The sequence below is a fragment of the Flagellimonas algicola genome (assembly GCF_005937185.1).
Taxonomy (GTDB): Bacteria; Bacteroidota; Bacteroidia; order Flavobacteriales; family Flavobacteriaceae; genus Flagellimonas; species Flagellimonas algicola.
In genome coordinates, this window is the sequence record NZ_VCNI01000002.1 from 228,001 (window position 1) to 247,981 (window position 19,981).

Sequence of the window (19,981 nt, forward strand, 5' to 3'; positions counted from 1 at the left end):
CTACGCAATTTTTAAAATGAACCCTTCAACCGATTCCAAAATCTCATGAAATTCATCCTTGAGCTTGGTATTTCCGTATTTCAGATCCTCTTCATACTGGATGGCCAATTTATAGCCGCCCGTAAGTCCAAGAATGCCCAATTTGTGCTTGATCTTGTGCACAACTTTTGCTGATTCTTCCAAATTATCACTTTCCAAAAAGGTGATATACTCTTGCTTTTCTTTTGGAAATTCTGTCTGGATAATGTTCAGGAATTTTTTCTCAAAATCCTCATTGCCTCCTGATATTTCCTTTATGTAGTCCAGATTTGGTACTTCAGACATCATGCTTATTTTTAATTGTGAAAAAGAAGGTGGTACCCTTGCCCTCTTCCGAGGACAACCAAATATCTCCTTTGTAGAAATTGATTATTTTCTTTACCAATGCAAGTCCAATCCCAGTTGCACCGGAATTGTTCTCCAACTTTTTGAACATGCCAAAAATGCCGTCCTGAAGATGTTTTGGAATTCCCTTGCCATTATCTGAAACACTGAACATCCACCCATCCTCCTCTTCCATGACATCGATCATGATCATCCCTTGTGGATTATGTTCCGCAGCAGTGATGGCATTGGTCATCAAGTTTTTGAACAGCTGCTCCAATCGGTATTTTCCTGTATAGAGTTGGGGTAGGTGCTTGCTCTTTTTAATAGTTATGTTGTCCGGAACATAAACAGTCCTTTCAATTTCTTCAATGAGCAGACCCAGATCAAGAACCCCTGCATTTTCTTGAATGGAGTCTATGGTGGAATGGCGTAAAATACCATCTATAAGACTATCCATTTTGGCAAGATTCTGAAAAATGAGCTGGACATTTTCCCTGCTTTGCTCTTTGAACCCATCCTGTCCGTCCTCAAAAACCCAACTCACCAGGGAATGAACATTTCGAATGGGAGATTTCAAATCATGCGAAACCATATGGGCATAGTTGTTCAATGACTCGTTTTGTTGTTCCAAGTTCCTGAGGAGCATATCTTTTTCCGCTGTCATTTGCACCAATTTAAGTGCCTGCTTTTCAATATCCTCCACCAATTGTTGGGGGTTAAAATCCAACGAGCCATTGATTCTATCATTGGTTTTATCCTGCATGGAAACCACCGCCTTTCTTAAAGACTCCAGCACCTTGCGCTGACTTTCTGCCTCTTTGTTCAGCCGCAGATTTGCTGCATACAGTTCTTCCGAGCTTAAAGACGTGGCCCTTTGGATCATCTTCAGTTTTTGGTCAAAATCTGAATATGATTTATCCACAGAATCAAGGAAGGTTTCCATTTCTGGATGCTCCGCCAATTCCTTGGGCAAAAATTTCTTTAGTTGTCTTTTAAGCAGGGAATGCATTTACTCGCTCAATAGGGTTAAGGTCATGGTTTGGTTGTGCAATTGGCACTCATTTTTCCCGGCAAATGGGGCCATTTCCCCATAAGAGTAAAATCCGGTGATACTGGCTTGCTCGCCAATCACTTCGGCTACCTCTTCAATTTCGTCCTCGGTACGTTGGTCCAGCACCAACTTGCGCCCGACACAGCTAACCAAAATGGCCAACTCGGGTTTATTCTTTCTATCCCTCATGGCCAACTCAGCGGCGTTGCATGCACCTTCTGCAATGTCATCCATAGTGGACATCATTAATTGCACTTTGGAATTCATGGGTACGTCTCCTGCCAAGATCATGGAGTTTTCGGCTTCATCAATATTGAGTATGGTTCTTACCAAGGGTTCAGAGTCCTCATTCTGCTGAACCGTTAATGGATAAAGCAGCGCTGCCTTTGGAAGCTCAGCGGCCTTTTCTCCCAAATACTTTTTATACAAATCCAAAGCCGGCTTTCCATCAATCTCAAAGAGCACATTGCCTTCAGATTTGGTTATGGTCCGCTCTGGGCCAAAAGGGGTCCAACCTCCAAAGTTGGCGTAGCTCACTTCCAGGGCCTCGCCATATAGTCCAATGGCAATCACCTCGCCTTGTTTCGGGTTTTCGTTATAGGAGGTCAGGGTTTTTTCAAATCGCGCACCGTCACCGCAAAGTCCACCGGTAATGGAAGCCTTGAATCCTTCAACAGATTCTAAACCTTCAATAAGCCCACTTCCATTCACAAAACTTCCATCCGAAACAATAAATAGGTGATTCAATTTCTCCATATTGAATTGTTCTGAAATGGTAGCTCCCATTTTTTCTATGTCAACAAAATCCTTAATGTTTTTGCTTACAATTTCAAATTGGGTCTTTTCAAACTCTATGGCGGTTATGGTAATACTTTCTTCAAATACATTTGTCTCCATAATCTCTCCGGAGGTAGATCCAAAAACCAGATGTCCATCTGGATACAGATCTCTTACTTCTTGATATACATCTTTGGATTCCAATAAGAATCGGTCCCCGAAAACCAAGACCAAGGGCTCCTTTAAAGGTTGGTTTTGTGAAAATTCCCAGGTTCCTCCTTTTAACTTTTTAGCTTGATTTACTTTCATTATTTCTTGTTTTTAATTTCTTTTTTAAGGGTGAAGAAAAAGGTGGTTCCTTGTCCAATTTCACTTTGCAACCATACTTTTCCTTTATATCGGTCAATAATTTTCTTTACTATGGACAGTCCAATTCCAGTAGATCTTTCCTTATTTCCAATAGACTGAAAAATCTGAAAGATTTTTTCGTGGTACTCTTCCGGAATTCCCACACCATTGTCCTTGATACTAAACTCCCAATGTGTGGAATGCTCCTTATAATCTATTTCCACCAAACCATCTTCTTTGTCAATGTTCACCACGGCGTTGCTCAAAAAATTCTGGAACAACTGATGGATTTTGGTTTTATCTGCCTTAATGGTGGGTAATGTTTGCTTGGCCTTGATACTTACATGCTCCGGGATATAGATAATCTCCTTTATTTCTTGAATCACATCATTCACATCTACGGTGGTACTATCCAAAACATCATTGTTGACCGTTGAATATTTTAAGATTCCACTGATCAACTTGTCCATTCCCTCAATTTTTTCCTGCATCATTTTAAGGTTGTACCTCCCGTTTTCATCCAATGTGTCCTTATAGTCATCATAAAGCCATGTGGCCAAGGCGCTGACACTCCGCAATGGGGACTTAAGGTCATGTGAAACAATATGGGCGTATTCTTGCAGGCCCTTATTGCTCGCCTCCAGTTCGTGCAACAGATTTTCCTTTTGAAGTTCCAGGTGCTTTTGGTCCGTTATATCCAAATGGATCCCAATGGATCCTACAACATTTCCTGCATCATCATATCTTGGGGCTCCACTGAGCAACCAGAATCTTTTTTCTCCGTTGGCAACCTTAACGGCAACTTCATAGGAATCTGAAATTCCTTTTTTTCTTTTTTTGTTATGCTGTTTTAGCTTTTCACGGTCTTCTTCGTACAAGTGAATGACGTCCTCGGTGTTTTTTCCGATCAACTCATCTTTGGGTAGCCCGATCATATCGCTAAAGCTGTGGTTTACCATGAGGATGTTCTCATCGTTATCCACTTCAACCAATCCTAAGTTCATATTTGCAATGATGCTTCCGTATTTTTCCTTTTGTATCTCTAGATTTTTTCTATAATTCTTGCGTAGGGTAATGTCATTATAGCTCCACAAATGACCTTTGTAATCTCCATTGTTAAAAAGTGGGATATAGTCGCGTTCAAAAGTTCTTCCATCCAACAATTCCATTTCATCTGCCGTCGCAACCTCCTTCTTACGCACCACCAGGTCAATTTGTTTTAATACTACATCTGGATCCAGAAACATATTCTTGTATTTATGGATGGACTTTTCCCCATTTACTCCCTTAATGGCATCCGGAGAAACAGGAATACCAAAAAGATCACAGAATTTTTGGTTGGCCAGTACTACTTTGCGATCCTGATCCTCCAATAAAATCCCAGTTTGCAGGTTTTTGATCAAGGTGGCCATCCGCTCCTCAGAAGCTCTAATTTTTTCCTCTGCCTCTTTTTCCCCAGTGATATCCTCGATCATCGCCACACTGTATTCTATGTTTCCTTTGGAGTCCAGCACTGTACTCATGGAGGTTTTACCATACAGGGTTTCCCCATTTTTTTTATAAAACTTCCGGATTATAGAGAACTTTTTGGTATCATTTTCTAGGCTCTTCTTCAAAAGGTCATCATATAGATTACTGTCTTCTAAAGAAGAAATATCATCTATGGATTTCTTTTTCAAAGCTGCTTCCGAATACCCTAAGAGTTCAACAAAGGATTTGTTGGCTTTTATGATTTTGTCATTCACTATCAAGAGGATTCCCAAAGAGGAATTTTCTACAATAATGTCTTGCTGCTTCTTTTGGTCCTCCAAAAGTTTTCTTATTTCAACCTCTTTGGTAATATCCCTAATCACCCCTTGGGCAGCAATGGGTTGTCCGGTTTCATTGTAGATGAGACTTGCATTGATATTGACAAACTTTTCCTCGGAGTTTTTGGTGATGATTTTTGCGGAGTAATTTTTAAGGATTCCAACCTGCAATAAAGTTTGAAACGACTCTGCCGTATACTCTATATAATCTGGATGAACAATGGATGACAGTTGTATTTCTTCCTTGGTATGGTCGTACCCTAAGAATTCTTTTGCCGAAGTATTCATGTTGATGACGTTGGTCATCATATCCATAACTACATAGGGGTCAATGATATTGACAAAAGCACTGTCAATTCGATCTCCCTTTTTATTGATCAAGGACTCCAATTTTCCATTGGCTTCCTTAAGGTGCAAGGAGGCGTCGTAAAGCTCTTTGGCTTTTGTTTCCAAAAGGCTTTCGGCGGTCTTTCGGGCTTTTTTCTCCCGTTCCAGTGCCCGCTGTAGTATGGAAATTTCGGAATTAGCCATTTTGGACAATCGTAAACTTTACTTCCGTGCCGTTTTCGTTTAAGAGTTTATAATCTACCTGCACGTTTTTTCCAAAATGTTCAAAGGTCTTTTCAATCAATCCATGCGCCAGGGCATACAACCCTCTAGAAGAGATGTAGATCATTTCCAAACTGTCCTCGGTCTTGGACAACATTTTAAAACGAGGAAGCTCCGCATCCGGATAAAGCTTTCTTACGTGTACATGAATATGGTCCTCTATACCATATAAAAGTCCCATGGGGTTTCTATAACTGGCTACTACCTCAGGATGGGCAGATGTCAATCCGCCAAACAAATAATGCCCAAAGGAATACAGTAATTTTTCCTGGGCAACTTCTGTTTGTTGACTTAGTTCTGCAATGAGACTTACCATCTCATTGAAATCATATGTACCTACGGATGTATACGCCCCTCCAGAAGGGAGGTCGCAATTTTCTATTATGGAATCAACGGTCTCCAGTCCATAGTTGGACTCGACCATTTCCAAAAACTCAGTGAATACAATTCCTTTCACAATAAAGAATATTATGAAATAAATGTAGGAATAGTACTACCTATTTATAAAAATAATGTTGTGAAAACGGGTTTTTTGTTAGCCTTTGATCAATTCACTGATTTCCCAGTAATCAAAAACCTTCTTTAATTTGGATTCGTAATCCTCATATTTTAAAGGCTTTATGATGTAACCGGCAATACCAATCTCGAAACATTTTAATAGATCTACTCGATTTTCGGATGTGGTCAAAATGATGACTGGCAAGTATTTAAGTTTTTCGTCCGATTTTATTTTGGTCAGAAATTCAATCCCACTCATTCGGGGCATGTTCAAATCCAATAGTATAATATCGGGTAAACTTTCTCCATTTAGAATTTCGAAAGCCTCCTCACCGTTTTTGGCCTCAATAATTCTATGCTTGGATTGAAACTTGGAAATTGCCCGTTGCAATTTCATGGTCTCTATCATATCGTCTTCTATGAACAGCACATTCATGATCTAATTCGATTTAGTACACAAAATTGGGGAATCGCAATCAGAAAAGGACTACAAAATGGTTAAATACAAAAAAACTATCGATGAACTGTAGTTTTGTTTCGATGAACCAAACGTCCCTTTCCCAAACCTACCCCATAGAAGCCAGCTCGTCTTTTAACTTTTTGGTCAGTCCGGAAACCACCAGATCATAGGAATGGTCAACAAGCTCTTCAATAAGATTTGGAGGAAGATGTTCCAGCATAAGGGTATTCCAATGCTTCTTACTCATGTGGTATCCAGGGATAATATCCCCATCGTATTCCTCTCGTAACTCCACCGCCCGATCAGGGTCACACTTTAAATTGCATTGCGGGGGTAAGCGCTCCAAGGCCATAAGGGCAAACATTTTGCCCATGACCTTGAAAACCAAAGTTTGTTCATCAAAAGGAAAATCCTCCGTTACCCCTTTTTTGCGAATGCACAGCTCCCTTAGTTGTTCAACATTCATCCTTATAAGCCTAAAGAATCATATACAATGACCTTTTTCCATAAATGTTTGCATTCATCAATAAACGTCAAGTGCGCCTGCTCCTTCTGGTATCCTTCCTGTGCCTCTGCCGATTCAAACGTAACAATCAAGGAATAGGTAAACGATCCGTCCACCACCTCTCTGGTTGCCTTGGGAGGAGTGCCAATAAAGTTGGTCTTGGCAAACTTGGAATTGTCAAGGAACTTCTTAAGGGAAGCTTCAAACAGGTCGCGATCGGCCTCATTGTCGGGGTTATTGAACCAAAAGTACACCGTGTGGGCAAAAGTGGAATCAAATGTATTCATACTGTCTTGGGTTTGTGCTAAGGACATATTAACCATGCCCAATAAAAATAAAGTTATACATGTAGTTCTCATACGTTTCTATTCTTCTAAAAAATGTTTATCGCGATTTGTTATTTCCAGAGCTGAGTAGTCCAAGGTCCATCCAATGGTCTCCACAATCTTTTCCACCAAAAATACAGCTTGCAGCGCTTCTTTGCGCGCTGTGTCCATAAGCCCGCTTTCAGGGATTTTTTGTTTGATGTGATCTTTTGCTTCTTGGTTAACATTGGTAAGGTCGTCTGGGGAAAAGCTATTGAACAATCCATTTTTAATATCATAGAACTGAAGCTCAGGTTCTATGGAAAGTACTTCAGGTTGTGGAAAATTATCCAGGATTATCTTTTTGCGCTTGTCATCGGCCCTTAGTTTCAGTTTGGTAAGATCATACCCTATTTGCGCCTTGGCCTTAACGATGATCAACGCCTTTTTTTTGCTGCTCAATAGACTGAACAGGCCTTCTTTGGTGTTTTCGTAATTGTATATCTCCGCGAAGTCCCCTTCCACCGAAACCAGTTTGCACACGCTCCTGATCTTATCCAACAACACGGTAGATTGCTGTTTGGTCAAATCCTTGTTTTTCTTTCTTCGAAACAAAGAGAACAGCCAGTACATGAGTATGGCGCCCAAAATCAGACCCAGTATAACTTCTAGAATATCATCCATTTCCTTTTCCCACTTCTCCTAAATGGGTAAACTTAAATCCTTTGTAATATTTTAATCCATAGCCAAAAATCCTATCCATGGAGGCATGCGAAAACAAAATCACTCCAATTAGCTGAACCAATGGCATTGACCAAAACACACCAGCTAAATAAATCAAAATAGCCAATCCTTTATGATGAAATATGTTATAAATAATTGCCCCAGTCCTATTTCCCAACAAATACCCCAACATTCCTATGTCGGGCGTAAGAATGAATACCAAAAACAACCACCAAGGAAAGTCCAACAAGCTATAAAGATACAGCCCTAATACAAACATGGATAGCTCTTCAATTTTTAGTACACTTTTCATAGGTTCTCTATTTGATATAAAACTGGCCTACTAGGGCTGGCATCGTTTTCAAACGGAGCCACTTGTAGATTTAAGAAATATGGGCCATCCTTAATTTCATTATCAACATAGATCAACTCCGTAATAGTGGCGTCCACTCTAGGTGTCTCAGCAGTATTCCAGAATGTATGGTGACCTGCAAGTGCACCGCCATCTTTTTCCTTATCTACGGATGGAAGATCCACCAATAAATGCAAGATTCCTTTGTTCACCAAAAATTCCAAGGCTTCTTTTAATAAATAGGGTGGATTGGTGTTGGAATAGTTTTGTGCACATTTGCTTTTTAGGTTTGGAATGGTTCGGATTATTACAGCTTCCCTTTTTTTGGTGCCAAGTGCATAGCGCAGCTGCTTTTCCGAAATCACAAAATCCTTTCCTTGCCTTTCAGGTGCCACGGTAATCACTTCAGCCCAAAAAAAATAACGTTTTAATTTTTGATTGACCGAATGAAACGCCTTGGTAATATGACCCAGGCATTCCGTGTGGGTCACATGGGAATGCGGGTTGAACCAGATGTCGTTAAAGTTGGTGGAAGCACCCTCCGACACCTTCCCAATGAACTTCCCTTCTTTATGCGGTACTATTTTGGGAGGATCCAAATACCACGCATTCACATTGCCCTTATCTCCCCGTAAAGGGATGGAAATGTCCAACGGTTTGGACAAATCTATTTTATAGTTCTTGGAATTGTACTTAATGGTAGTGATCATTTATGCTGAACTTGTTTCAGTATTTAGCAAAATACGTTGAGTAAATCTAACAAATCCTTGTTTTTAGATTTTACAAGGTTCCATTTCCAATCTTTCTTCCAGTTTTTAAGTTGCTTCTCTCTTTTAAAAGCTAGTTCAACATCATCAAATTCTTCATAATAAATCAGAATCTTTAAATGATATTTCTTCGTAAAAACTGCACCAGTTCCATCTATATGTTTTCGTATCCTTTTCTTTATGTTTCTTGTTGCTCCAATATAAAGTATAGTTCTTGAGGCATTGGTCAACATATAAACATATCCTTTCTCTAAATTCATATAAGTTAACAAATCCTGAATCTAGTTCAGGATAAATAAATCCGACGCCATCCCGTCCACCAAAAATTTTCCTTCTTGCGTAGCCGTAAGTGTTCCATCATTTAGCATTAGCAATCCTGCCTCAAGAAATTTTCGACTACATCGATTCAAATGCCCCAGATAGTCTGCACCATATTCCGCCTCCACTTTTTCCAAGGAAACACCCCAAATGGTACGTAAGCCAGTCATAACATATTCATTATATCTATCCGTCAAAGTCAACTTTTCTTTCTCGGATGGCAACTCTCCTGCTTGAATCGCTTTTATATACTTATTGTTGTTTCGCACATTCCAACTGCGGTTCATCCCATCAAAAGAGTGCGCAGATGGTCCAATACCAATATATTTCTTGCCTTGCCAATACGAAGTATTGTTCTTGGAAAAGAAACCCGATTTTCCAAAATTGGAAATCTCGTAGTTTACAAAACCATTTGCCTCCAGAATTTCAACCAACATGTGGAACTGCTCTTGGGCGTGGGCATCATCCACATCCGCCACCTTGCCTTGCTCTATAAATTTCTTTAGCGCTGTTCGGGGTTCTACCGTAAGGGCATAACTGGAGATATGGGGTAGACCAAAAGCAAGTGCCTTTTCAATATTGGATCTCCAGCGATCATGATCCATCCCAGGGATGCCATAAATCAAATCGATGGAAATATTTTCAAAGTATTTTGTAGCCTCCGCAATACAATTTTCGGCTTCATCAGAATTATGGGCTCTGTTCATCAACTCTAAATCCTGATCATAAAAAGATTGGATGCCAATGCTGAGACGATTGATTGGGCTTTCGGATAATTGGACAATTCGATTATTGGACAAATCGTCCGGATTGGCCTCTAAGGTTATCTCTGGGTTTTCAGCGACCTTGAACTCTTTATAGACCTGGTCTATGAGCATTTCAATATCAGCATTTTCCAAAATTGATGGTGTTCCTCCCCCAAAGTAAATAGTTTCCACCTCCGTATCTCCCAATTCAGCATTGCGTTGCCGAATTTCTTCGCAAAGCGCTTGCAGCATCAGCTCCTTTTTTCCCAATTGTGTGGAAAAATGAAAATCGCAATAGTGGCAAGCTTGTTTACAAAACGGAATGTGGATATAAACTCCAGACATACTTTGTTGAGCCTTTAATTTGCACATTAATAATTAAAAATTTCTAATTATTAACTTTCTTCGGATTCTGCTTGACAAAAGCTTCCCATCCTGTATAACTCTTGCCTACGTCCACTCTTCCTTTGTTGTAAAAATGGCAAACTGCCGCCGCCAGTCCATCCGTGCTATCCAAATTTTTGGGAAGGGATTTTAATTGAAGTACACTTTGGAGCATTTTGGCTACTTGCTCCTTGCTTGCATTCCCGTTCCCGGTAATAGCCATCTTAATTTTTTTGGGCATGTACTCTGTAATGGGAATTTGTCGGGATAGTCCAGCAGCCATGGCCACCCCCTGTGCTCTGCCCAATTTCAACATGGACTGGACATTTTTTCCATAGAAAGGAGCTTCTATCGCAATTTCATCCGGATGGTAGGTGTCTATGAGTTCCAAGGTGCGATCAAAAATGAGCTTTAGCTTGGTATAGGGGTCGCTATATTTTCTGAGGAGCAACTCATTCATCTGGACAAATTGCATTTGTTTGTTCACCACCTTAATGATTCCAAATCCCATTATGGTTGTTCCTGGATCTATTCCTAAAATAATCTTTTCCGTGGCCAAAACTATTGGGTGTTTAAAACAATGGGAAGCCTAATACGCATTTTTACCGGTATCCCTTGATAGGTTGCAGACTTTACCGTCGTCAAATCGTTCAATCGTTCTGATATGAGTTCGTTAAAGTTCTCAATTTCGCCAAGCACGCTGGAGCTTTCCTCAATATTTGAAATGAGGATCCATCCTTGTTCATCAATATTAAAGTCGACAAAAACCGTGTCATTGAGATCCTTCTTCACCTGAAATTGCAAATCGGAAAGCGCTTCAGAAAAATAGTGCATCAACACAGTCTGAAAACACTCTTTTTGGATTGCTTTGGAGTCCACCTCATCACATTCTCCCACAAATAATGGGTAGTTTTCAATAGTGTTCCAATCAATTTCCTGCAGCTTATCATGTACAATTTTATCCGTCTTCTCTTCCTTTGACATGAACAGTTGGCAAGAGGACATAAATACCAAAAACAATACTGCTAAACACTTGCGCATACGGCCCCATGAATTTGGCTGAAATTACGATTTTTTGACCATACCTGTAAACCCAAAAAGGCCTGAAAATACTTCAGGCCTTCTGTTTTAGATTGTATGTGTCAGTCCAGTTTAAAGGATATGGGCATACTAAACGGGACACTGACCAGCTTTCCTTTCTGCTTTCCCGGAATCATTTTTGGCAATTTGGAAATAATCCGAACCGCTTCGTCTTCCAACAACTTATGTGGCCCCCGTTGTCGAATCCCAACAACTTCTCCCTCCGTGTTGATTCGGAAAAGTATGCTCACTCTACCCTGAATCCCTCTTTCTTGGGCTTCCTCTGGAAATTTAAAATGCTTTCGGATATGCTCGTTGATATTTTTCATAAAGCAATCTTTTTTATCTGGTGAATCTTCGCATCCCGGAAAAGTTGGGACTTCTTCCACGACAGCAAAGGGTACTTCAATTCCTGTGGCATCCACACCAGTGGTAACATTCCATCCGTCCACTGTGATCGAGTTTTCATTCAACTGACGTATCATTGAGCTGGTCATTTTGGATATTTCTGCAATTTCTTCCTCGGACAAGCTTTCTTTTTTTTCGATTTCCTCATTCAAAATAGATAGTTTTTCCGCAAGGGAGCCTTTAATTTCAGCAGCTTCTTGACTTTGCCCTATTGCCTCTTCAGTCTCACAGGATGTGTACAAAAGCATTCCAGCAGCAATGGGCAACAATAAGGCATATTTCAACTGATATATTGACTTTGACCTTTTTCTTGTTAACATGACGATTCGTTTTTTGATTAATGATTTTTTATAAAACTGATTGACAAGACTGAAATTCTGACTGTGAAAAACCTCTGAAAGCAATAACTCGTACTGTTCCTTTTTGCCAGTTTTGGATGCCTTGGCGTCTGCAATAAACTCATGAAGCTCGGAGATTCGTGATTGATATAAGTAGACCAGGGGATTGAACCAAAATGCAATCCGCATCAATTCCAAAAAGATCAAATCCAAGGAGTGCCACTGTTTTACATGCACCAATTCATGCTGGACTATGCGTTCCTGTTTTTCCTCCGGAATTTCTTCACCCAAAAAGACATTTTTAAGAAACGAGAAGGCGGCCGAGCTTTGGGGAATTTGAATTTCGGTGTACTCCTTATAATATTTGGTTTTCCCTATGGCTTTAAGGTGATACAAGCGGAAGAGTTTAGTAACAAACCAAACAGTCATAATTAAAGCCCCAATGGCAAACAGCACATACTCCCATGAATTAGGTTCAAAAATTGAGGTTTCCATTCCAGATGGTAATAGCACGGCCTCATCCAGTTGCAAAAACAACGTCTGATATTCAACCAAGTTTTCTGGAACATTGGTTTTTAGAGCTTCAATTTTTATCCAGGGAAGTATCAAGGACAGAACAAAGCTTGCCAAAAGATAAAACCGGTTCCATTGAAGAAAGGTCTCTCTTTTAAGAAGCAGGTCGTATATGAGTAAAAAGACCAATTGAATGGTCACACTTTCCAAAATATAGGTAATCATTTCGAGTCCTTTTTAATGGTTTGCATAATCTCTTCCAGTTCAGTTAGACTGATATCGTTCTTTTTCATAAAAAATGACACCATACTTTTAAAGGAGCCTTGAAAGTATCCATCCACCAATTTGGATATGGACTGATTGCTATATTCCTCTTTTCTTACCAAAGGAAAATAAATGTGCCCTTTTCCCACTTTTTCATGACTCACAAAGCCTTTGTCCTCCAATATTCTGACAATTGTTGATACGGTATTGTATGCTGGTTTAGGCTCTGGTAACATTTCTATGATTGCGGCCACATTTCCTTTTTCCAATTGCCACAACAATTGCATCACCTCTTCTTCTGCCTTTGTCAACTGTTTCATTATTCAACTAAGTTTTTAGTTTTAACCTGAAACAAATATAACTAAATTTTTAGTTTAAACTAATTTATTAGTTAAAAAATGCTGAATTTTATGCGGAGCCCTGTAACATTTGATGTTTAAATTTGTCTCATAGTCAAACGCCCGTATGGATATAGCACTTCTTGTTTTAGGTTTTATTTTGATGTTGGTCGGTATCCTTGGTAGTTTTCTACCGGTATTACCCGGCCCCCCCATCAGTTGGGTGGGTTTGTTACTACTATACTTGACTAAAGCCGTTCCAGATAATTGGTGGATTTTGGGTGGCACCTTGGTTCTTGCTCTAGCAATTACCATTATGGACTATGTAATTCCCGCAGCTGGGACCAAAAAATTTGGTGGCAGTAAAGCCGGTATGTGGGGTACCATTATCGGTTTATTGGTGGCGATCATTTTCCCCGTTTTTGGCCCTTTCGGAATTATTATCTGGCCCTTTATTGGTGCCTTGGTGGGTGAGCTCATGAACAAAGCTGATCAGAAAACGGCCATGAAAGCCGCATTTGGTTCGTTTTTAGGGTTTTTGACAGGCACCTTTATGAAGTTTGTCCTTACTACAGCTTATTTAATATTTTTTGTGATTGTAGCCATTAAATATGCTGGCGAAATATTTTCATTCTAACCACTGTACTTTTTCGGATATTGGTGTTCTTAGTGGTGGCTCAATATCCCCATCATAATAACCCATATAGAAAAAGCCCAAACACTTTTCACCTTCTTCCAAATCCAAAAACTCCCCCATGTACTTAATCAATCCGGGCGAGCTCCAGTAGCACCCAACACCTAATTCTGTACAGTACAACCACATATTTTGGACTGCCATTGCGGTTGCAGCCAACTCCTCCCACTCGGGCAAACGCTCCTCAGGATCCCGTTGCATGCAGATGGCAATCACAGCTCCGGAACGCCCAGGGTTTTCCTTTAATTTGTTTATTTTGACTTGCTTGGGTTTGGGGTCCACCTCCTGGTATTTATCTGAAAGAAATTGCCCCAGTTCCCGCTGTTTCCCGTTCATAAAAACCTTAAATCGCCAAGGCTCGGTTTTTTTGTGGGTCGGTGCCCAGTTGGCAGCTTCCAATATCTTTTCAATGGTTTCCCTAGCAATGGGCTTGTTGTTATATTGGGCTGGAAATATGCTTCTTCGGTTCTGGATCAATTCAAAAATCATAGGTTGCAATTAAGAGTTCCAAAGATAAGACCTGTTCGGTTCCTTACTATAGTTTCAATAGCAAATCCATACAATTTTCCAATGCCGGATTCCTATTGTCCTCTTTCCATACCATAGAAAGTACTGCCCGTTGTTTAATTCGCTTTAGCTCAATGAACTTTACCTTCATTTGAAATCCGTATTGCAAGGCCGTGGGCACAATGGCTATTCCCAATTTGTTTTCCACCAGCTTAAAAATAGTTTGCGCATGCACAGATTTATGCGAAACCTTGGGTGTAAACCCGGCATCCTCACAAATACTCAAAACCGTATCATAATATAGGGGACTATAGTCTTGGGAAAACAGGATAAAATCATCTTCCGATACTTGCTTCATTCCCTTAAGTTTATTGGAGTCCATAGAATGGTCTTCGGGTAGAACCAATGAAAAAGTGTCCTCAAATACGGGTAATAATTTCAATCCTTTTGGTACTCTTGACAAGCGTACAAAGCCTAGATCAAGTCGGTCGTGCAAAATGGCATTGACCTGGGCCCTATTGGACAGCTCTTCCAAACTGGTATGTATTAAGGGAAACTGTTTCTTTAAATCCAAAAGCAAGTTGGGCACCACATTTTGCATGGCAGACCCCAAAAATCCAATCCGGATTTCTCCCAAATGCCCCTCACCTATCAATTTCAGTTGTTTTTTGGTCTGCTCCAAATGGTTCAACACAAACTCCACCTCCCCTTTTAAAAATGCACCGGCTGGGGTCAATTGCACTTTTTTCTTATCTCGAATAAACAATTGGGTCTCTAGGATTTCTTCCATTTGCTTGATTTGCGTACTTAATCCAGGTTGGGAAATAAACAATTTTTCAGCCGCTTTTCTATAATGGAGTTCTTCAGCCACAGCTAAAAAATAAATGAAATGTCGAAGTTCTATTTGATAATTCATAGTTATTGATTATTACAAAAATAAGTATTGGTAATTATTAAACCTACACTTTACCTTTATCTGATAAAATTGAACACATGCAACTACCCAAAACATTTCATTTTGGTGAGGATCATTTAACCGCAAGCATTGCCTTGGGCATAGCCGATGGTTCCATTGAAGCAGCGGTGACCGATCATTGCTTCGAAAAAATAAAGGCAAGCAGTTTGCGCGTACAAAATATTGTGGCCAAGGGAGATACAGTCTATGGTATCAATACCGGTTTTGGTCCTTTGTGCAATACCAAAATTTCCAAGGAGGACACCAGAATCCTTCAATCCAATATCTTGCAAAGTCATAGTGTGGGTGTAGGACAACCCATTACCCAGAAGTTGTCCAAACTTATGCTCATTCTAAAAATCCAAGCCCTTTCCAAAGGATTTTCCGGAATCGCCGTAGCGACCATACAAAGAATGCTCTGGCATTTGGACAACAATGCCATTCCCATAGTTCCCTCACAAGGTTCGGTAGGAGCTTCAGGAGATTTGGCCCCACTTTCCCATCTTTTTCTCCCTTTGATCGGGCTGGGTAAAGTTGATTATGAAGGCAAGACCATTACCACGGATGAGCTCTTCAAAAAAACAGGATTAAAGCCTTTGGAACTTGGCCCAAAAGAAGGACTGGCATTGATTAATGGCACCCAATTTATAGCAGCTCATGCCGTATTGGTCGTTCAAAAATTACAATATGCTTTGCGCCATGCGGATATTATTGGAGCCATGATGTTGGAAGGGCTACAGGGTTCCATGAAACCTTTTCACGAAAAACTCCATGAGGTTCGTCCCTTTAAAGGAAATCAACATGTGGCAGGCAGAATCCGAACGCTGCTTCAAGGTTCTGAAATTCTGGAAGACCATATCGATTGTGAAAGGGTTCAAGACCCCTACTCCCTGCGTTGCATCCCCCAAGTGCATGGGGCATCACGAAATGCTTGGTTACATTTAAAAGAGTTGTTGGAAGTGGAGTTGAATGCGGTGACCGACAACCCTGTGATCATAGATGACGAACTTACCATAAGCGGAGGTAACTTCCATGGACAACCTCTGGCCATGGCCCTGGATTATGCAGCTTTAGCCGCATCCGAGTTGGGGAATATCTCTGACCGACGAGTATATTTGGCCCTTGAGGGAAACAGCCCCGGCGTTCCCAAATTGCTGATGGAAGATACGGGAATCAACTCGGGATATATGATCCTGCAGTACACCTCAGCAGCCTTGGCCAGCGAAAACAAGAGTTTGTGCTTTCCTGCCAGCGCTGATAGTATTCCAACCTCGTTGGGGCAAGAAGATCATGTGAGTATGGGCTCCATTAGCGGTAGAAAAGCGCTGAACATTATCGAAAATGTGGAAAAAATATTGGCCATCGAATTGTTGACCGCAGCACAGGCTTTCGAATACAGAAAACCATTAAAATCCGGGGTGTTGTTGGATGAAATCCATAAGTTCGTAAGAACCAAGGTCTCATTTGCTGAAAGCGACCGTGTCTTTGCCGATGACATTGAACAGGGCATCCAGATGATTCAAGAGGGTGAAATTATTGCCCTTGTGGAGCATGTTATGGATTCCAAAAAATTAAAGTGGAATACCCCCCACCAACACGAATTTGAAATGTATTGATCCCATGGACAAACCTTTATTGATAGGCCCATTTAGCCAGTTGCTACCTATGACCAATCTACCCTTAAAAGGTAGTTTGAAGGATGTCGATTTACCTATTATTGAAAATGGGGGCATTTTAGTTTCCGAAGGAAAAATCAAAAAGATTGGGGTTTATGAAGATTTAAAATCTCCAGACGTAGATGTGCACCACATTGAAGGGCAATATGTCTGTCTCCCAGGGTTTGTGGACTCCCACACCCATATCTGCTTTGGGGGTTCCCGTGCCCGGGATTATGCACTACGAAATGCCGGGGCATCCTATTTGGAAATTGCCAAAGCCGGAGGCGGTATTTGGGATACCGTTACCCAAACCCGCAAAGCTTCTCAAAAACAATTGGAAGTCGGTATTATGGATAGAAGCATGATTCATCTGCAAAACGGAACCACTACCATAGAAGTAAAAAGTGGTTATGGCCTTTCTGTGGATGAGGAACTAAAAATGCTCCGTGCCATCAAAAATGCCAATGCAAAGACCTCTGCTGATTTGGTGGCCACCTGTTTGGCCGCCCACATGAAACCCAAAGATTGGAATGGGGACGTTGCCTATCTGGATGAAATCATTGCAAAATTATTTCCTGCAATTAAAGCTGAAAATCTATCCCAACGAGTGGATGCCTTTATTGAGGAGAGCGCTTTTTCTCCAGCGGAAATTGAAACCTATTTTGAAAAAGCCAAGGAAATGGGCTTTGACATTACCGTACATGCCGACCAATTTACAACAGGGGGTAGTGAAGTGGCCATCAAGTTTGGAGCCATTAGTGCCGACCATTTGGAAGCCAGTACCGAAAAAGAAGTTCAACTGTTGGCAAAGAGCAATGTTATAGCAACCGCCTTGCCCGGAGCTTCCCTGGGACTCGGATGTGCCTATACCCCTGCGCGTGAAATTTTAGATGCAGGTGGGGCCTTAGCCATTGCCAGTGATCATAATCCGGGTTCTGCACCCATGGGAGATTTGCTTACCCAAGCCAGTATTCTGGGCACTTTTGAGAAGTTGTCAAATGCCGAGGTCTTGGCGGGAATCACCTTTAGGGCTGCAGCAGCCTTGAACCTTTCTGACAGGGGAACATTGGAACTGGGAAATCTAGCCGATTTTGTGGTGTTCCCAACAGACAATTATCAAGAAATCACCTATCATCAAGGGCAGTTAAAACCAAGTGCCGTCTGGAAAAATGGAAAACAAGTTTTTGAAAGCAACTAATATGGAACTTCAAGAATTCAAATCACAAATCCTTCAGGGAATCCCAGAGCTGCTTCCCACCCCAAAACCATATCCCAAAGGAGGTAATCCAGCGCCCAAAAGGAAGGACATCTTATCAAAAGAAGAGAAAATATTGGCCGTTCAAAATGCCCTGCGTTATTTTCCTAAGGTGTGGCACCAGGAACTGTCCAAAGAATTTGCCGAGGAGCTCAAAACTTATGGCCGAATCTATATGCACCGCTTCAAACCGGAATATAGCATGTACGCCCGACCGATTTCTGACTACCCGGCCAAATCCCGACAAGCTGCTGCGATCATGCTCATGATCCAAAACAATTTGGATCCAGCCGTGGCACAACATCCAGAAGAATTAATCACTTATGGGGGAAATGGAGCTGTGTTCCAAAACTGGGCACAGTATTTATTGACCATGAAGTATCTGGCAGAAATGACCGAAGAACAGACCCTTCATATGTATTCTGGTCACCCCATGGGATTGTTCCCTTCTTCCAAGGAAGCTCCAAGAGTGGTGGTAACCAATGGGATGATGATTCCCAACTACTCCCAACCAGATGACTGGGAGAAATACAATGCGCTGGGCGTTACCCAATACGGACAGATGACGGCAGGTTCCTATATGTATATTGGCCCCCAGGGCATTGTACACGGAACCGCCATTACGGTGATGAATGCCTTCAGAAAAGTATTGAATAAAGAAGAATCTCCAGAAGGCAAAGTGTTTTTGACTGCCGGATTGGGGGGCATGAGTGGGGCGCAGCCCAAAGCAGGAAACATAGCTGGGTGCATCACGGTCTGTGCCGAAGTGAATCCTGAAGCCGCCAAAAAAAGACATGAACAAGGCTGGGTGGATGAACTCTTGACCGATATTTCCGGGCTTATCCAAAGAACCAAAAAAGCCATTGCTGATCATGAAGTGGTTTCCTTGGCCTATATTGGAAACATTGTAGAAGTTTGGGAGCAATTTTTGGAAGCGGACATCTTTGTGCACTTGGGGTCGGATCAAACTTCCCTTCATAACCCTTGGGCTGGAGGGTACTACCCAGTTGGATTGTCCTTTGAAGAAGCCAATGCGCTAATGGCCGAAAATCCATCCGCATTCAAAGATAAAGTTCAAGAATCCTTGCGCAGACAAATCAGTGCTATTAACAAGCATACTGCTAGAGGTACGTACTTTTTTGACTACGGAAATGCCTTCTTGTTGGAAGTGTCCCGGGCGGGTGGAGATGTGATGGCGGCAAACAATATCGACTTTAAATATCCCTCTTACGTTCAGGATATCTTGGGACCGATGTGTTTCGATTATGGTTTTGGTCCGTTCCGATGGGTGTGCACTTCGGGAAATCCAAAGGATCTGCAAAAAACGGATGCTATTGCCCTGGAAGTAATGAAAGCCATAAAGTCCGAGGCGCCGGAAGAAATCCAACAGCAAATGCAGGACAACATTAAATGGATCGAGGAAGCCGAGCAGAACAAATTGGTAGTTGGTTCACAAGCCCGAATCCTATATGCTGATGCCGAAGGCAGGGCCAAAATAGCCGAAGCTTTCAACCGGGCCATTTCCAATGGGGATATCTCTGCTCCTGTTGTTCTGGGAAGGGACCATCACGATGTTAGTGGTACGGACTCTCCGTTTAGGGAAACCAGTAATATTTACGACGGCAGTAAATTTACCGCAGATATGGCCATTCATAATGTGATCGGCGATAGTTTTCGAGGAGCCACTTGGGTATCTATCCACAATGGCGGAGGAGTAGGCTGGGGCGAAGTAATGAATGGAGGATTTGGAATGGTATTGGACGGCTCCGAAGAAGCTTCGAGACAACTTAAAAGCATGCTCTTCTATGATGTGAACAATGGCATATCCCGCAGAAGTTGGGCCAGAAACAAGGAAGCACTTTTTGCCATCAAACGGGAAATGGAAAGAACCCCTGATTTGAAAGTAACTTTGCCTAACTTGGTGGAATCCGATATTTTGGATCATCTTTTCTGA

The 19,981-nt window shown here is 41.4% G+C and carries 23 protein-coding genes; 4 read left to right on the forward strand and 19 right to left on the reverse strand.

What is annotated here, in order from left to right:
* From FGG15_RS09945 to FGG15_RS10025, 17 genes are all read right to left on the reverse strand, one after another.
* Positions 1-324 carry an Hpt domain-containing protein gene (locus FGG15_RS09945; RefSeq protein WP_138838218.1) on the reverse strand — a complete coding sequence of 108 codons (324 nt, stop codon included), beginning with the start codon at positions 322-324 and terminating at the stop codon, positions 1-3.
* On the reverse strand, positions 317-1,375 hold the full coding sequence (locus tag FGG15_RS09950) for a sensor histidine kinase (protein ID WP_138835800.1): 1,059 nt from the start codon (positions 1,373-1,375) through the stop codon (positions 317-319). Before FGG15_RS09950 ends, FGG15_RS09945 begins: the two co-directional genes overlap by 8 nt.
* Positions 1,376-2,503 carry an FIST signal transduction protein gene (locus FGG15_RS09955; protein WP_138835802.1) on the reverse strand — a complete coding sequence of 376 codons (1,128 nt, stop codon included), beginning with the start codon at positions 2,501-2,503 and terminating at the stop codon, positions 1,376-1,378.
* Positions 2,503-4,881 (reverse strand): PAS domain-containing sensor histidine kinase, encoded by a 2,379-nt coding sequence (locus tag FGG15_RS09960; protein WP_138835804.1) that lies wholly within the window; start codon positions 4,879-4,881, stop codon positions 2,503-2,505. The genes FGG15_RS09955 and FGG15_RS09960 overlap by 1 nt, the downstream gene beginning before the upstream one ends.
* A complete protein-coding gene (locus FGG15_RS09965; RefSeq protein WP_138835805.1) occupies positions 4,874-5,416 on the reverse strand; it encodes a heme NO-binding domain-containing protein in 543 nt (180 codons plus the stop codon). Before FGG15_RS09965 ends, FGG15_RS09960 begins: the two co-directional genes overlap by 8 nt.
* 78 nt (positions 5,417-5,494) lie before the next feature.
* Positions 5,495-5,893 (reverse strand): response regulator, encoded by a 399-nt coding sequence (locus FGG15_RS09970; RefSeq protein WP_138835807.1) that lies wholly within the window; start codon positions 5,891-5,893, stop codon positions 5,495-5,497.
* Positions 5,894-6,023: 130 nt separating this feature from the next.
* Complete coding sequence (locus FGG15_RS09975) at positions 6,024-6,383, reverse strand: MmcQ/YjbR family DNA-binding protein (protein WP_138835809.1); 360 nt, start codon at positions 6,381-6,383, stop codon at positions 6,024-6,026.
* A 2-nt stretch (positions 6,384-6,385) separates the two neighbouring features.
* The gene (locus FGG15_RS09980; RefSeq protein ID WP_313790987.1) at positions 6,386-6,709 is read right to left on the reverse strand and encodes a Dabb family protein; all 324 of its coding nucleotides are present in this window, start codon (positions 6,707-6,709) and stop codon (positions 6,386-6,388) included.
* A gap of 78 nt (positions 6,710-6,787) precedes the next feature.
* Positions 6,788-7,411, reverse strand: a complete 624-nt coding sequence (locus tag FGG15_RS09985; RefSeq protein ID WP_138835813.1) for a DUF4230 domain-containing protein — start codon at positions 7,409-7,411, stop codon at positions 6,788-6,790.
* A complete protein-coding gene (locus tag FGG15_RS09990) occupies positions 7,404-7,763 on the reverse strand; it encodes a DUF4260 domain-containing protein (protein WP_138835815.1) in 360 nt (119 codons plus the stop codon). The genes FGG15_RS09985 and FGG15_RS09990 overlap by 8 nt, the downstream gene beginning before the upstream one ends.
* On the reverse strand, positions 7,760-8,512 hold the full coding sequence (locus tag FGG15_RS09995) for a cyclase family protein (RefSeq protein ID WP_138835817.1): 753 nt from the start codon (positions 8,510-8,512) through the stop codon (positions 7,760-7,762). Before FGG15_RS09995 ends, FGG15_RS09990 begins: the two co-directional genes overlap by 4 nt.
* Positions 8,513-8,535: 23 nt before the next feature.
* Positions 8,536-8,829, reverse strand: a complete 294-nt coding sequence (locus tag FGG15_RS10000; RefSeq protein ID WP_138835819.1) for a GIY-YIG nuclease family protein — start codon at positions 8,827-8,829, stop codon at positions 8,536-8,538.
* A gap of 21 nt (positions 8,830-8,850) precedes the next feature.
* The gene (hemW, locus tag FGG15_RS10005) at positions 8,851-9,978 is read right to left on the reverse strand and encodes a radical SAM family heme chaperone HemW (RefSeq protein ID WP_138838220.1); all 1,128 of its coding nucleotides are present in this window, start codon (positions 9,976-9,978) and stop codon (positions 8,851-8,853) included.
* A 43-nt stretch (positions 9,979-10,021) separates the two neighbouring features.
* Positions 10,022-10,576 (reverse strand): crossover junction endodeoxyribonuclease RuvC, encoded by a 555-nt coding sequence (gene ruvC, locus FGG15_RS10010; protein WP_138835820.1) that lies wholly within the window; start codon positions 10,574-10,576, stop codon positions 10,022-10,024.
* Between the two features lie 2 nt (positions 10,577-10,578).
* The gene (locus FGG15_RS10015; protein ID WP_138835822.1) at positions 10,579-11,058 is read right to left on the reverse strand and encodes a hypothetical protein; all 480 of its coding nucleotides are present in this window, start codon (positions 11,056-11,058) and stop codon (positions 10,579-10,581) included.
* 101 nt (positions 11,059-11,159) lie between these two features.
* A complete protein-coding gene (locus FGG15_RS10020; RefSeq protein WP_138835824.1) occupies positions 11,160-12,581 on the reverse strand; it encodes a M56 family metallopeptidase in 1,422 nt (473 codons plus the stop codon).
* Positions 12,578-12,940, reverse strand: coding sequence for a BlaI/MecI/CopY family transcriptional regulator (locus FGG15_RS10025; RefSeq protein WP_138835826.1), 363 nt, complete (start codon positions 12,938-12,940; stop codon positions 12,578-12,580). Before FGG15_RS10025 ends, FGG15_RS10020 begins: the two co-directional genes overlap by 4 nt.
* 145 nt (positions 12,941-13,085) lie before the next feature.
* Here FGG15_RS10025 and FGG15_RS10030 point away from each other — a divergent pair, with 145 nt between their 5' ends.
* Positions 13,086-13,595, forward strand: a complete 510-nt coding sequence (locus FGG15_RS10030) for a DUF456 domain-containing protein (RefSeq protein ID WP_138835828.1) — start codon at positions 13,086-13,088, stop codon at positions 13,593-13,595.
* Here FGG15_RS10030 and FGG15_RS10035 read toward each other — a convergent pair.
* Positions 13,587-14,141, reverse strand: coding sequence for a nitroreductase family protein (locus FGG15_RS10035; RefSeq protein WP_138835830.1), 555 nt, complete (start codon positions 14,139-14,141; stop codon positions 13,587-13,589). The genes FGG15_RS10030 and FGG15_RS10035 overlap by 9 nt on opposite strands.
* A 46-nt stretch (positions 14,142-14,187) precedes the next feature.
* Entirely contained in the window at positions 14,188-15,075 is an 888-nt protein-coding gene (locus tag FGG15_RS10040; protein ID WP_138835832.1) for a LysR family transcriptional regulator, read from the reverse strand.
* Between the two features lie 77 nt (positions 15,076-15,152).
* Here FGG15_RS10040 and hutH point away from each other — a divergent pair, with 77 nt between their 5' ends.
* Genes hutH through FGG15_RS10055 form a run of 3 tightly spaced genes read left to right on the forward strand, consistent with a single transcriptional unit; the run spans position 15,153 to position 19,981 of the window.
* On the forward strand, positions 15,153-16,730 hold the full coding sequence (hutH, locus tag FGG15_RS10045; protein ID WP_138835834.1) for a histidine ammonia-lyase: 1,578 nt from the start codon (positions 15,153-15,155) through the stop codon (positions 16,728-16,730).
* Between the two features lie 4 nt (positions 16,731-16,734).
* Positions 16,735-17,970, forward strand: a complete 1,236-nt coding sequence (gene hutI / locus FGG15_RS10050; RefSeq protein ID WP_138835836.1) for an imidazolonepropionase — start codon at positions 16,735-16,737, stop codon at positions 17,968-17,970.
* 1 nt (position 17,971) lies between these two features.
* Complete coding sequence (locus tag FGG15_RS10055; RefSeq protein ID WP_138835838.1) at positions 17,972-19,981, forward strand: urocanate hydratase; 2,010 nt, start codon at positions 17,972-17,974, stop codon at positions 19,979-19,981.

Excerpts from the sequence above, each read along its gene's own strand:
- FGG15_RS10055 (WP_138835838.1), top strand. The coding sequence starts at position 17,972 with ATGGAACTTCAAGAATTCAAATCACAAATCCTTCAGGGAATCCCAGAG.
- FGG15_RS09970 (WP_138835807.1), bottom strand. The coding sequence starts at position 5,893 with ATGAATGTGCTGTTCATAGAAGACGATATGATAGAGACCATGAAATTG.
- FGG15_RS09955 (WP_138835802.1), bottom strand. The coding sequence starts at position 2,503 with ATGAAAGTAAATCAAGCTAAAAAGTTAAAAGGAGGAACCTGGGAATTT.
- FGG15_RS10025 (WP_138835826.1), bottom strand. The coding sequence starts at position 12,940 with ATGAAACAGTTGACAAAGGCAGAAGAAGAGGTGATGCAATTGTTGTGG.
- FGG15_RS09960 (WP_138835804.1), bottom strand. The coding sequence starts at position 4,881 with ATGGCTAATTCCGAAATTTCCATACTACAGCGGGCACTGGAACGGGAG.
- FGG15_RS09980 (WP_313790987.1), bottom strand. The coding sequence starts at position 6,709 with ATGAATACATTTGATTCCACTTTTGCCCACACGGTGTACTTTTGGTTC.
- FGG15_RS10040 (WP_138835832.1), bottom strand. The coding sequence starts at position 15,075 with ATGAATTATCAAATAGAACTTCGACATTTCATTTATTTTTTAGCTGTG.
- FGG15_RS10035 (WP_138835830.1), bottom strand. The coding sequence starts at position 14,141 with ATGATTTTTGAATTGATCCAGAACCGAAGAAGCATATTTCCAGCCCAA.
- FGG15_RS09990 (WP_138835815.1), bottom strand. The coding sequence starts at position 7,763 with ATGAAAAGTGTACTAAAAATTGAAGAGCTATCCATGTTTGTATTAGGG.
- FGG15_RS09975 (WP_138835809.1), bottom strand. The coding sequence starts at position 6,383 with ATGAATGTTGAACAACTAAGGGAGCTGTGCATTCGCAAAAAAGGGGTA.
- FGG15_RS10015 (WP_138835822.1), bottom strand. The coding sequence starts at position 11,058 with ATGCGCAAGTGTTTAGCAGTATTGTTTTTGGTATTTATGTCCTCTTGC.
- FGG15_RS10000 (WP_138835819.1), bottom strand. The coding sequence starts at position 8,829 with ATGAATTTAGAGAAAGGATATGTTTATATGTTGACCAATGCCTCAAGA.
- FGG15_RS10030 (WP_138835828.1), top strand. The coding sequence starts at position 13,086 with ATGGATATAGCACTTCTTGTTTTAGGTTTTATTTTGATGTTGGTCGGT.
- FGG15_RS09945 (WP_138838218.1), bottom strand. The coding sequence starts at position 324 with ATGTCTGAAGTACCAAATCTGGACTACATAAAGGAAATATCAGGAGGC.
- hutH (WP_138835834.1), top strand. The coding sequence starts at position 15,153 with ATGCAACTACCCAAAACATTTCATTTTGGTGAGGATCATTTAACCGCA.
- FGG15_RS09950 (WP_138835800.1), bottom strand. The coding sequence starts at position 1,375 with ATGCATTCCCTGCTTAAAAGACAACTAAAGAAATTTTTGCCCAAGGAA.
- hemW (WP_138838220.1), bottom strand. The coding sequence starts at position 9,978 with ATGTCTGGAGTTTATATCCACATTCCGTTTTGTAAACAAGCTTGCCAC.
- FGG15_RS09995 (WP_138835817.1), bottom strand. The coding sequence starts at position 8,512 with ATGATCACTACCATTAAGTACAATTCCAAGAACTATAAAATAGATTTG.
- FGG15_RS10020 (WP_138835824.1), bottom strand. The coding sequence starts at position 12,581 with ATGATTACCTATATTTTGGAAAGTGTGACCATTCAATTGGTCTTTTTA.
- hutI (WP_138835836.1), top strand. The coding sequence starts at position 16,735 with ATGGACAAACCTTTATTGATAGGCCCATTTAGCCAGTTGCTACCTATG.
- FGG15_RS09985 (WP_138835813.1), bottom strand. The coding sequence starts at position 7,411 with ATGGATGATATTCTAGAAGTTATACTGGGTCTGATTTTGGGCGCCATA.